The sequence below is a fragment of the Acinetobacter sp. 102 genome (assembly GCF_037028485.1).
Lineage (GTDB): Bacteria > Pseudomonadota > Gammaproteobacteria > Pseudomonadales > Moraxellaceae > Acinetobacter > Acinetobacter higginsii.
Genome location: NZ_JAZEZK010000020.1, coordinates 48,757 through 60,533, shown reverse-complemented (window position 1 = coordinate 60,533; position 11,777 = coordinate 48,757). Strand labels below are relative to the sequence as shown.

General features: G+C 43.0%; 12 protein-coding genes. 7 read left to right on the top strand and 5 right to left on the bottom strand.

Features of this window, described 5'->3' with window-relative positions:
* Positions 1–4 precede the first annotated feature (4 nt).
* The gene (gene dprA, locus WA352_RS17675; protein WP_005319695.1) at positions 5–1,135 is read left to right on the top strand and encodes a DNA-processing protein DprA; all 1,131 of its coding nucleotides are present in this window, start codon (positions 5–7) and stop codon (positions 1,133–1,135) included.
* A 36-nt stretch (positions 1,136–1,171) separates the two neighbouring features.
* Entirely contained in the window at positions 1,172–1,741 is a 570-nt protein-coding gene (locus WA352_RS17670) for an L-threonylcarbamoyladenylate synthase (RefSeq protein WP_005319698.1), read from the top strand.
* Positions 1,742–2,135: 394 nt separating this feature from the next.
* On the opposite strand, the gene WA352_RS17665 is transcribed toward WA352_RS17670, so the two are convergent.
* Positions 2,136–3,056, bottom strand: coding sequence for a DMT family transporter (locus WA352_RS17665; RefSeq protein WP_032859607.1), 921 nt, complete (start codon positions 3,054–3,056; stop codon positions 2,136–2,138).
* 103 nt (positions 3,057–3,159) lie between these two features.
* Positions 3,160–3,813, bottom strand: a complete 654-nt coding sequence (locus tag WA352_RS17660; protein WP_407636631.1) for a TetR/AcrR family transcriptional regulator — start codon at positions 3,811–3,813, stop codon at positions 3,160–3,162.
* A gap of 137 nt (positions 3,814–3,950) precedes the next feature.
* Between WA352_RS17660 and WA352_RS17655 the strand changes: the two genes are divergently transcribed.
* The 5 genes from WA352_RS17655 (at position 3,951) to WA352_RS17635 (ending at position 8,899) form a co-directional block, all read left to right on the top strand.
* Positions 3,951–5,174: an MFS transporter gene (locus tag WA352_RS17655; protein WP_005319707.1), complete on the top strand. Its 1,224-nt coding sequence runs from the start codon at positions 3,951–3,953 to the stop codon at positions 5,172–5,174.
* 289 nt (positions 5,175–5,463) lie between these two features.
* The gene (locus WA352_RS17650; protein WP_005319710.1) at positions 5,464–6,678 is read left to right on the top strand and encodes an MFS transporter; all 1,215 of its coding nucleotides are present in this window, start codon (positions 5,464–5,466) and stop codon (positions 6,676–6,678) included.
* A gap of 14 nt (positions 6,679–6,692) precedes the next feature.
* Entirely contained in the window at positions 6,693–7,466 is a 774-nt protein-coding gene (locus tag WA352_RS17645) for an AraC family transcriptional regulator (RefSeq protein WP_005319712.1), read from the top strand.
* A 118-nt stretch (positions 7,467–7,584) separates the two neighbouring features.
* A complete protein-coding gene (locus tag WA352_RS17640) occupies positions 7,585–8,130 on the top strand; it encodes a glutathione peroxidase (RefSeq protein ID WP_005319715.1) in 546 nt (181 codons plus the stop codon).
* Positions 8,131–8,302: 172 nt separating this feature from the next.
* Positions 8,303–8,899 (top strand): hypothetical protein, encoded by a 597-nt coding sequence (locus tag WA352_RS17635; protein ID WP_005319718.1) that lies wholly within the window; start codon positions 8,303–8,305, stop codon positions 8,897–8,899.
* A 94-nt stretch (positions 8,900–8,993) separates the two neighbouring features.
* Here WA352_RS17635 and WA352_RS17630 read toward each other — a convergent pair whose 3' ends face one another.
* Genes WA352_RS17630 through atpG form a run of 3 tightly spaced genes read right to left on the bottom strand, consistent with a single transcriptional unit; the run spans position 8,994 to position 11,722 of the window.
* Positions 8,994–9,413 carry a F0F1 ATP synthase subunit epsilon gene (locus WA352_RS17630; RefSeq protein WP_004801986.1) on the bottom strand — a complete coding sequence of 140 codons (420 nt, stop codon included), beginning with the start codon at positions 9,411–9,413 and terminating at the stop codon, positions 8,994–8,996.
* A 17-nt stretch (positions 9,414–9,430) separates the two neighbouring features.
* Positions 9,431–10,825, bottom strand: coding sequence for a F0F1 ATP synthase subunit beta (gene atpD / locus WA352_RS17625; RefSeq protein ID WP_004801985.1), 1,395 nt, complete (start codon positions 10,823–10,825; stop codon positions 9,431–9,433).
* A 27-nt stretch (positions 10,826–10,852) separates the two neighbouring features.
* Entirely contained in the window at positions 10,853–11,722 is an 870-nt protein-coding gene (gene atpG, locus WA352_RS17620; RefSeq protein WP_004801983.1) for a F0F1 ATP synthase subunit gamma, read from the bottom strand.
* Between the last annotated feature and the right edge of the window lie 55 nt (positions 11,723–11,777).

Here is an 11,777-nt window from a genome sequence, read left to right as displayed (position 1 = left end):
GCCTATGTTGAATCAATTATCACCTCATCACTATCACACTGTGTTGGTGTGGTACTTGGTTCAGCATTCGCTGTCGAGTTTCAGCAAAATTCAGCAGCACTTTGGTGGTTGTGAACAAGCAACACAGCCTCATCGTTTCTCAGAATGGTCTCAGCTGAGCTTACACGCCAATCACTTAAAACGTTTAGCAGAATTTCAAAGCCCTCAGGGTCAACAACAGTTCCAACAACTTCTTGATCTGGTTTGCAAATATAGCGATTTTATTTTAACGCCTGATGATATTGGCTACCCAACTCAACTGCTGCCTTATGTAGATCGTCCTCCCATTTTATTTGGACAAGGTCAAGCACAGGCCTTATTACAACCACAGATTGCCATGGTGGGCAGCCGTAAACCGAGTCCACATGGACGCCAAGTCGCTTATGATTTTGCCTATTATTTAAGTGAAAAAGGTTTTTATATCAGCAGCGGACTCGCACATGGGATTGATCAGGCCGCACATCAAGGTGGATTGGCCCATCAACGGACCATTGCAGTGACGGGTACAGGCCTCGATAGCGTCTACCCGGCTCAGCACAAACAACTGGCACAACAAATCACCCAGTCTGGGGCCATCGTAACTGAGTTTCTGCCGACCACGATGCCCTTACAACAACATTTTCCAAGGCGCAATCGTATTGTCAGTGGTCTTAGCCTCGGTGTCTTAGTGGTCGAAGCGGCACTCAAAAGTGGTTCATTAATTACCGCGAATGAGGCAGCAACCCAAGGTAAAATGGTATTTGCGATTCCAGGGCATATTTATAGTGAACACCATCAAGGCTGTCATCAACTGATTCGCGAAGGTGCAATTCTGGTCGATCATCCTGAACAAATCATCGAAGATTTAGCACTACCAACGCAATGGCAAACCCAACAACAAACAACCGAAGAAGCACCTATCGCCCCTCCTACCTTACCCAACCATCTGATTGCACTTTATCAAGTTTTAGATTGGGTCGGACAAGACCTAGATCAGTTGATTCAACGTCACCCGATGCCAATTGCGGAACTGACTGCACAATTAATGGAATTGGAATTACTCGGTTTATGCATGCAACAAGCAGGACGCTATTTACGTTGTCGCCCAATGTATTAAACTAGTCATACTCTCTCCTGTTTTCACATACATCCCATGATGACTTCCTCTATTTCTGAAGCAGCTCAACTTTTAAAGCAAGGACAAGTTCTGGCTTATCCGACAGAAGCAGTTTGGGGATTGGGTTGTGATCCCTTCAATGAGCAGGCATTTCAGGAAGTTCTGGAACTGAAACATCGTCCCGTTGAAAAAGGCGTGATCTTATTGGCTGGGCATTTAGACCAAGTCGAACATTTACTGCAAGGCTTGAGTACTGATCTGCGTCAGCAAGTGATTGCAAGTTGGTCGAATCGCCTTGAGACAGAACGTGCCACAACATGGCTACTGCCTGCTGATCAAAGTATTCCAACATGGATCAAGGGACAGCATCCTTTGGTCGCAGTTCGTGTCACGACACATCCACTATGCATGGAACTATGCCAACAATTTGGCGGCTTTATTGTCTCTACCAGCGCCAACCCAGCAGGTCTCTCACCCGCACAAAGCTTAGAAGAAGCGCAGCATTACTTCAGCACTTCATTACATTATCTCGAAGGTGATTTAGGGTTGAGTCGAGAACCAAGTCGCATTTTGAATGCACTGACAGGTGAGGTTGTTCGCGCCTAATTAGGTGAATAGCGGACAAAAAAAAGCTCAGTTATATAGGGATAACTGAGCATAAAAAGGATGTGTATAATCACATCCAGAGGGTCTGTAAATTTGGTGAGCAACCTATTCATTCTAAAAATGAATCATCTTGCTGTGGTTGCTATTATGAGGGAATCGTCCCATTTATACAAATATATTATTTATCTAACAAAAAGTGTGAAAAGCGTACCAATTTTGTCACTTCGTCATTTTCAATAAAATTATATTTATATTTTTATTCAGCTTTTTTTTGATCGTAAATTTAGTAAATCTTAAAAATATATTTGCAAATCATATAGAAAGCACAGTCATAAAAAAATATTTTTGGTGCGTTTGTTGATATTTTAAACAAACGCACCATCAACTTTCACATTTAGGATGCAGATTCAGCCAGCGGAGCCGATACTTTAACCGTTTTCTTCTGCGCCATAATGATCCCCATCAGAATCATCAAACCACCAATGGTATGATAAATTGTCCAGTGCTCTGACAACCAGAAACTAGCGATAATCGCAGTGAATACCGGCATTAAATTCATAAAAATACTGGTACGATTTGGGCCAATCGCCTGTACAGCGACCATCCATAATAAAGGTGCAATTAATGAAGGGAACATGCCCGCATACAGAACACTCGCGGCATTCTGAGCATTAATCCCATCTAGGCCAAACCAGAGCAAGAATGGGACGTGATACAGCAACGCAAAACCAATTTGTACATACAAGCTGCTTAATAAAGGAAGCTGTAGCTGCCATTTTTTCAAGAACACGCCATAAAACGCATAGAAACCCACAGCCAATACCATGACTGCATCGCCCCAGTGCCCGCCTTGATCAAATAAGTTTGACAGGTGGCCTTGACTCATCACATAAATCAAGCCTGCAAAAGATAAAAGACTGCCAAAAATCGCAAAACGATTCGGTGCATCTTTTAAAATAAAATAAGAGATAAAGATGGTAAAGATCGGGACAAAGGCATTCACAATGCCCATATTGGTCGCAGTCGTATAGTGAGCAGCGGTATAAGATAAACCTTGGTACAACACCATACCAAAAGCACTGAGTATGGCTAATTTAGGAATCAACGGACGAATTACAGCGCGTTGTCGCCATACTTTCGGCAACATAAACGGTGTCAAAATAATAAAGGCAACAAACCAACGATAAAAACTGATACTTACAGGCGAAATATAGTCCGCCACATAGCGTGTCACTGCAATATTCAACGACCAAATCAAAACCGCAATCAAGGGCAATACGAAGGCCCACTTTTGGTACTTACTTAACTGACCCATCATTTTCTCACCCTATCTCAGCAATGAGAGTATTGTGGAAGATGTCCAAAATAATTGAAATATCGTATTTCAGACATTTATATCGCAGTCACGACATCGTGGCTTAGAACAGCTCCCATGCGCGCATCGCGTGTTCAACCACCTTATGCAGTTGTTCAACCGTCGCCCCATCTCGTGCTTGAATCGTCAGACCCTGCACAACCGTTGCATAGAAGTCTGTCATTTCCTGTAAAGGCGCTGTTGCTGGCAAATCCCCGTTGGCAACTCCCTGTTCTAAACGCTCAAACAGTTTTTGCTTGGTCTGCAAACGTTTTTCCAAAATATTGTGTTGCACCGCCTGTGCATTGTCCGAGCAGTTCATGGTCGCGACAACCAACATACAACCTGTCGGTTTATTGGGTTGAGCCAAACGTTTGACGTTGTCATATAAATAAAGCTCAAATGCAACTTTGGCAGTTTTGGCTTCTAAAAAAATAGGAACAATCGGACAAGCTTCATGGGCCAAATAATAGTCGATGCATTTATAAAACAGCCCAGCTTTATCACCAAAGCTACTATATAAGCTCGGTGCAGTCAGCTCTAGCGCTTGTGTTAAATCGCTGATCGACGTGGCTTCATAACCATGCTCCCAAAATAGCAACATGGCTTTTTCCAGAGCCTGCTGCTCGTCAAAACACTTTGGACGGCCACGCTTTTTTTTCAAGCTGTCATCACAGGGTGTTGGCAGAGGATCAGGTGCATTTGTCATAACAGTCACAGGTATTTTCATAACGATCACTATCAAATTAATTGACGCAGCAACATTAATCAACTATTTTATTTTATATCGATCGTTATAAAAAATTAATACTTTTCAATTTTATTGTTATCTAATTAACAATAAAGGGAATTTTTATGGAAAACCCATCTGCAACTGACCTCAGCTCACTGGAGTCAAACCCCTCGCAAGGGAACTGGCTCGCATTGCTCTCCGTTACCTTCAGTGCTTTTGCCTTGGTCACAGGTGAGTTTCTTGCGATTGGTGTACTCAATGACATCGCACGGGACTTTCAAGTCTCTGTAGGAACAGCAGGTCTAACCGTTTCATTGACCGCAATCGTCGGCATGTTTGCTGCTGTGCTGATTCCCATTTCGGCGAAGACACTAGATCGGCGTACTCTATTACTGATGCTCACTCTGTTAATGATTGTTGCCAATCTTCTCACAGCTTTTGCACCTAACTTTATCCTGCTGTTAGTCGGACGTATCATTCTGGGCGTTGCCGTTGGCGGATTCTGGGCCACTGCGGTTGCTTTAAGCGGTCGCCTTGCACCGCCTCATTTACCGATTGCCAAGGCAACGGCTTGGGTAGCCTTCGGAGTGACCTTGGCCAGTGTATTGGGGGTGCCGATGGGCACGTGGTTGGCTCAATATAATGGTTGGCAGACCTCTTTCACGGCAATTTCATTGATGGGGGTATTGCTGTTTATCTTCCAGTATCTATATCTGCCTCAACTCAAACCCGCCTCTTCATTGCGTTGGAAAGAACTTCCGATCCTGTTGCAACATCCTGCAGCGCGTAAAGGTCTGATCATCTTTATTTTTATGGGCTTTGCACATTTTGCGGCTTATAGTTATTTTTCTGCCTTTTTTAAGCATCAACTAGACTTCTCTGATGGTCTGATTAGCCGTTTACTGCTGGTGTATGGGATTGCAGGGATTTTTGGTAATATTTTTGCTGGCTATCTGGGGCAGAAGAATATCCGTTATACCTTTGCAGTCAGTGGTATCACTTTCTTCTTTGCCTTTCTGTGCTTACCACTGTCTGGCGCACATGTCATCTCAGCAATTATATTGACTGCTTTATGGGGCTTTGCTTATGGCATTATCCCAACCGCAGTCAACATCTGGATGTTTACCCATGCGCCTGAAGCCGTTGAAAAAGGCATGCCAATGGTGACATTGACCTTTTTAATCTTGATTGCGCTGGGCAGTATGTTTGGTGGCATTATCGTGGATTATTTTAATGGTACGGTCTTATTTTTCGCCATGCTGCCACTGGTCCTCTGTTCTCTAGTATTGATCTTTACGCTGGCACGAGGTCTGAACAATCCTAAAGTCCATTATCAAAAGCAATAATATATGCAGAGATAATACTGAATTGCCCCCTGCTTAGGTATTTCTTCTATCCGCATCATGACTGGTCGCCTCGACACAACCTGTTAAGGCGACCTATTGATTCATTTCCACGTGACTTTCTCAAGCTATGCATATTTCTCATAAGCCTTACAAATATTTTTATAATGATCACTATTAAATTAATTGACGACCTTGAATTTATCTACTATTTTATTTTATAGCGATCGTTATAAAAACTTAATTTATTCTTAACCCTTTTGTCATCTTAATGACAAATAAGGACATTCACATGGAACAATCCACTTCCTCAGATGCACGACCCATCGAAACCACACAAGGCAGTTGGTATGCAATTTTAGCTGTTGCCATTGGTGCTTTTGCATTAGTGACCAGTGAATTCTTGCCCGTAGGCGTACTGAATAGTGTCGCGGCGGACTTAAATATTTCCGTCGGGACTGCAGGTTTAATCATTACCTTACCTGGTGTAATGGCAGCAATTGCTGCACCGCTATTACCCATTTGGGTCAAACAGCTAGATCGTCGTTATGTATTGATCTTACTGACTGCAATTATGGTCATTGCCAATACCATTACGGCATTTGCCGATAACTTCAATGTGCTATTGCTCAGCCGGTTGGTACTCGGAATTTCAATTGGTGGCTTCTGGGCAACCGCAATCGCGCTCAGTGGCAAGCTTGCACCACCCCATTTACCCATCGCCAAAGCCACTGCGATTGTGATGGCGGGTGTTACTTTTGCAACCGTCCTAGGCGTTCCAATCGGGACATGGCTGAGTGAATTCTATGGTTGGCGCAGTGCATTCGGCATTACTGCGGTGATTGGACTGCTGGTTTTGGTTCTACAAGTGATTTTCTTGCCTAAACTGAAACCTGAGTCTGCCATTCATTTACGCGACCTACCTGCATTATTGCGTACCCCCAAAGCACGTAGCGGTATGTTGATCGTGTTACTGATTGGTCTTGCTCACTTCTGTGCCTATAGTTACTTGGCCCCCTTCTTTAAAAATATTGCAGGTTTTAATGGAACCACCATTAGCTCATTGCTTCTGCTTTATGGCATTGCAGGTATTTTTGGTAATGCCTTTGCAGGCTATAGTGGCAATTTAAATGTGCGCTATACCCTTGCCTTTGTCGGGATCTGTTTTGCCATCGTCTTCTTTGGCTTCCCAATCTTTGCAATTCATGAGTTTGGTGCCATTGTACTGACCGCCTTATGGGGTTTTGCTTTCGGTGCGTTCCCGACCTCAGCCAATATCTGGATGTTTGTGCATGCCCCTCATGCTGTGGAGAAAGGTATGCCTCTGTTTGTGGGCATGTTCCAAGTCATGATTGCCACAGGTTCACTACTCGGTGGTTATGTGGTTGATCATTTCAATGAAAATATCTTAATTTATGGTGTAATTAGTTTTGTTGCCTTAGCTTTGATTAGTATTTTTACTTTAGCCAAAGGTCTAAACAATCCTAAAGTGACCTACGAAAACTAAAATGAGCCCCTCAAATGAAGCATGATGTTGCTGAACAATTTCCCTTTTTACACGGTATAGAAGTCCATGAATTTCTATATCAAAAAGACGATATTGTCACACCTCATTCTTCACTTTGGGGTGATTTCAATTTCAGTTTGAATGGAACTTTAGAGTTTGATATTGAAGGTAAATACTACCTATCACCACCGAGTTATGGATTGTGGTTACCCTCACGAACCGAACATCAATCACTCCCCGTTGAGCATGAAATTCATTATATCTGTATCCGGCTACATCCGAAGTTTGGCGATTTCTTAGGGAATACTTGCCGTTGTTTTAGTATCGAGCCTTTCTTTCGAGCATTGGTACTGCAAATCTTAGAGCAACAAAAACAAGCTGCTCCCCCTGAATATCTCGAACACCTGCTGCAAGTGCTGTTCGATCAGCTCAAACAAGCGCCTGCTTATTCACATTACTTACCCCAAAGTAGCCATCCCATTTTGTCACCAATCTTAGAGAAGCTGTCTGATCCTGAGTTATTTAATAGCAGTTTACAGCAGGTATTAAATAACTTTACAGTGAGCGAGCGGCATGTGCTTCGTCTGAGTCAACAAGAGTTACAACTATCGCTATCAGAATGGCGCAATCGCGCCAAGATTATTTTTGCCATCAATCAAATTCGCCAAGGGATGACCATTAAACAGTTGTCCTTTGCTTTGGGCTATCATCACAGCTCCAGCTTTATTGAGTTCTTTAAGCGCTATACAGGGCAAACACCGATTCAACTTAAAAATGCTTCTCTCTGAAATAAAGGCTTGGTTTTTCTGATTATTTGTATGGATTCATATCAAGAGCATTGCACTCTGCGGCAATAGCAGTTAAAACAAACGGGTATTGTCACAACAACAAATTAGGACGTATTCCATGAGCCAATCGGTTTATCACATTCCAGTTAAAGACATTAAAGGCCAAGAAGTCGATCTAGATCAATATCAAGGCAAAGTCCTGTTGATCGTTAACGTAGCATCAAAGTGCGGTTTAACACCGCAATATGAAGGTTTGGAAAAACTGTATCAAGCCAAAAAAGATCAAGGTTTAGAAATTCTTGGTTTTCCTGCGAATAACTTCTTAGAACAAGAGCCAGGATCAAATGATGAAATCCAGCAGTTCTGCTCACTGAACTATGACGTACACTTCCCTCTGTTCGCAAAAATCTCTGTTGCGGGGGAGGATAAACACGCTTTATATCAAACCCTGACCCAAGCGATTCCAGAGCGTCAAGGCGAAGGTCCATGGTGGAAAGACTTGGTCGATTATGGTTTAACGCCAAACAACCCACCAGAAGTGTTATGGAATTTTGAAAAATTCTTAGTAAATAAGAACGGTGAAATTGTTGCCCGTTTTGCACCAGATATTACTGCGGATGACGAGCGTATTATCAGCGCAATTGAAGCAGAATTAGCGAAATAATTTTGAGAAACAAATAGAAAAGAGCAGTTGATCTGCTCTTTTCTATTCAATACTTAGAAACCCCTTCATCCCTCTGTTTTCATCAAACTGTTGTTGAATTGCAAAAATCACTTCTTTCTCCACACTTTCTCATTATAGTGACCATCTTCTTATAATCTGGTGTCGTTCAGCCATGATGGAAAATCTATCTCTCAAAGCCATTCTCTCTATATCTACACTTGCGGCGGCATTAACGCTCACTGGCTGTGACCAAGCTCCCCAAGATAATGAGCAAGCTGAACAAACAACTACGTTTGAACAGGCAGACACAGCTTCTGAAAATGAAGAAAGCGCAACAACAGTCACCCAAGACACCCAACCCTTAAGTCGTGGCAATATGTTGAACATCGCCCGTGATATTGCCAAGTTGCAAATCGAGACTGATGACTACGTCACGCTGCTTAAGCAATCAAAAAGCAATCTTGAACAAGCGATTCAAGATAAAAATGTCCAAACTTTACAAAGTACCACGGCTACACTCAGCCAAGAGTTGAATGGTTTACATGATGCCTTGCTGGCACTCAATTTAAAAAGTACGGAAGTGGATCAAATTCGCCAAAGCTTATTGAGTGCAAATCAACAGTTGCTGAATATGCCGCTATTGCATGGTCAAACCGATCTTTCAAAAATCGATTTTGCCAAGATAGAAAAGCAATTTAATACGATTCAAATGGATATGGTAAAACTGGCGACTTTAGTGCTAGGAAATAAAGACGAATCAAATACTTAAAAGCATCGATTGTTTAACTTCAAATTCAGATTTCAAAATAGATGAGACATAAAAAAGCCACCTTACGGTGGCTTTTTTATGTCAAACCTGCAAATTACAATGCGCGGTTTTTCATCTTACGAATCGTTTCGAGCTGACCTGCAATCTCAGATAGAGATGCAAGTGCAGCAGCAGAGTCCAAGTCACTCTTTTGATTTGCTAGCAATGCTTCAGCTTGTTTACGAGCATCCAAAATTGCAGCTTCATCTAAATTGTCAGCACGAACTGCAGTATCTGCAAGTACGGTAACAACATGAGGTTGAACTTCTAACACACCGCCAGATACATAAACGATTTCTTCTGTACCATTTTCCAACTGAACACGAATCGGGCCCGGTTGGAGTAAAGTTACGAGTGGTGCATGCCCTGGTAAAATACCAAGCTCACCGCCCGCACCTTTTGCGATTAACATCGTAACTTGTCCAGAGTAAATTGACTCTTTAACACTTACGACATCACATTGCATAGTCGCCATGAGATGATCTCCTTAAATTAGAGTTTCTCAGCTTTAGCAATCACTTCGTCAATACCACCAACCATATAGAACGCTTGTTCTGGGATGTGATCGTATTCACCAGCTAATAGACCTTTAAAGCCACGAATCGTTTCTTTAAGCGGTACTAATTTACCAGGCGCACCAGTAAACACTTCAGCTACGTGGAATGGTTGAGAGAAGAAACGTTGGATTTTACGCGCACGGTAAACAACCAATTTATCTTCTTCTGCTAACTCGTCCATACCCAAGATTGCGATGATGTCTTTAAGCTCTTTATAACGTTGCAATACGTTCTGTACAGAACGTGCAATTTCATAATGCTCAGCACCAACAACCAATGGATCTAACTGACGTGAAGTTGAGTCAAGTGGATCGATCGCTGGATAAATACCAGAAGATGCGATGTCACGGCTCAATACAACTGTTGCGTCTAAGTGAGCAAATGTTGTCGCAGGCGATGGATCTGTTAAGTCATCGGCAGGTACGTATACAGCTTGGATCGAAGTGATCGAACCAGACTTAGTAGACGTAATACGCTCTTGAAGAACACCCATTTCTTCTGCAAGTGTCGGTTGGTAACCTACTGCAGATGGCATACGACCTAACAATGCTGATACTTCAGTACCCGCAAGTGTATAACGGTAGATGTTGTCGACGAATAATAATACGTCACGACCTTTACCATTTTCGTCTTTTTGATCACGGAAATATTCAGCCATGGTCAAACCAGTTAACGCTACGCGTAAACGGTTACCTGGCGGCTCATTCATCTGACCGTAGACCATTGCTACTTTGTCAAGAACGTTAGAATCTTTCATTTCGTGATAGAAGTCGTTACCCTCACGAGTACGCTCACCAACACCAGCAAACACAGATAAACCTGAGTGAGCTTTCGCGATGTTGTTGATCAACTCCATCATGTTAACGGTTTTACCAACACCCGCACCACCGAATAAACCAACTTTACCACCTTTCGCAAACGGGCAAAGTAAGTCGATGACTTTGATACCAGTTTCTAAAAGATCAGTAGAAGCTGCTTGTTCAGCATAAGAAGGGGCTTGACGGTGAATCGGCAAACGCTCTTCAGTCGCTACAGGACCCGCTTCATCAATCGGGCGACCCAAAACGTCCATAATACGACCAAGCGTAGCTGGGCCAACTGGAACAGAAATCGGTGCGCCAGTGCTAGTCACGTTAAGACCGCGTTTAAGGCCTTCAGTAGAACCCATTGCGATAGTACGAACTACACCATCACCAAGCTGTTGCTGAACTTCCAAAGTCGTTTCAGTACCATCAACTTGGAGAGCTTCATAGATCTTAGGAACGCTATTACGTTCAAACTCGACGTCGATAACCGCGCCGATGATCTGAATGATACGACCGCTACTCATTGCTGTCTCCTCAATTCAAAAATAATGTTAAACGGCAGCGGCACCACCAACGATCTCGGAAATTTCCTGAGTAATCGCGGCTTGACGCAGCTTGTTATAAATGAGTTGTAGGCTCTTGATGAGATCGCCTGCATTGTCAGTCGCTGCTTTCATAGCGACCATACGTGCAGATTGCTCACAGGCGATGTTTTCAATCACACCTTGATAAACCATAGACTCGATATAGCGGACCAACAAACCATTTAACAATTCTTCTGCTTCTGGTTCATAGAGGTAATCCCAACCATAAGTACGGTTAAGGTCATCACTCTCTTCTGCTGGTGCTAAAGGAACGAGTTGTTCTACTTTAGGCTGTTGTGTCATTGCATTGATGAAGCCATTTGATACGAGGTAGATACGATCTAATTCGCCCTTATCAAATGCATCAAGCATAATTTGCACTGAGCCCGTTAACTGTTCCAAACTTGGTGTATCACCCAACTGAGTGGTCACACCGAGCACTTTACCGCCGTAGCTCTTAAAAAACGAAACCGCTTTTTGACCAATCAAAGCAAATTCAACTTCAATTGACTGCTCTTGTTGTGCTTTGACATGCTGCACAACTTTCTTAAACAAGTTAATGTTTAAGCCGCCTGCCAAACCACGATCTGAAGACACCACAATATAGCCAACGCGCTTAACTGGGCGCTCAACCATATAACGGTGTTTGTATTCAGGGTTTGCTTGGACTAAGTGAGCAATTACACGGCGCATATTATCGGCATACGGACGGCCCTGAGCCATGCGCTCTTGCGCACGACGCATTTTAGAAGCAGCTACCATTTGCATCGCGCGAGTAATCTTTTGCGTGCTCTTGATACTAGCTACTTTGGCGCGAATTTCTTTTAAATTTGCCATACGCTTAACCTAGTATTCGAAAGCTCTTGCGAGCTTCCGAAGGTTGATCCGTGAA

What these genes read in the sequence shown, in the direction of transcription:
- dprA (WP_005319695.1), top strand. Translation starts at nt 5, where the DNA reads ATGTTGAATCAATTATCACCTCATCACTATCACACTGTGTTGGTGTGG.
- WA352_RS17670 (WP_005319698.1), top strand. Translation starts at nt 1,172, where the DNA reads ATGATGACTTCCTCTATTTCTGAAGCAGCTCAACTTTTAAAGCAAGGA.
- WA352_RS17665 (WP_032859607.1), bottom strand. Translation starts at nt 3,056, where the DNA reads ATGGGTCAGTTAAGTAAGTACCAAAAGTGGGCCTTCGTATTGCCCTTG.
- WA352_RS17655 (WP_005319707.1), top strand. Translation starts at nt 3,951, where the DNA reads ATGGAAAACCCATCTGCAACTGACCTCAGCTCACTGGAGTCAAACCCC.
- WA352_RS17650 (WP_005319710.1), top strand. Translation starts at nt 5,464, where the DNA reads ATGGAACAATCCACTTCCTCAGATGCACGACCCATCGAAACCACACAA.
- WA352_RS17645 (WP_005319712.1), top strand. Translation starts at nt 6,693, where the DNA reads ATGAAGCATGATGTTGCTGAACAATTTCCCTTTTTACACGGTATAGAA.
- WA352_RS17640 (WP_005319715.1), top strand. Translation starts at nt 7,585, where the DNA reads ATGAGCCAATCGGTTTATCACATTCCAGTTAAAGACATTAAAGGCCAA.
- WA352_RS17635 (WP_005319718.1), top strand. Translation starts at nt 8,303, where the DNA reads ATGATGGAAAATCTATCTCTCAAAGCCATTCTCTCTATATCTACACTT.
- WA352_RS17630 (WP_004801986.1), bottom strand. Translation starts at nt 9,413, where the DNA reads ATGGCGACTATGCAATGTGATGTCGTAAGTGTTAAAGAGTCAATTTAC.
- atpD (WP_004801985.1), bottom strand. Translation starts at nt 10,825, where the DNA reads ATGAGTAGCGGTCGTATCATTCAGATCATCGGCGCGGTTATCGACGTC.
- atpG (WP_004801983.1), bottom strand. Translation starts at nt 11,722, where the DNA reads ATGGCAAATTTAAAAGAAATTCGCGCCAAAGTAGCTAGTATCAAGAGC.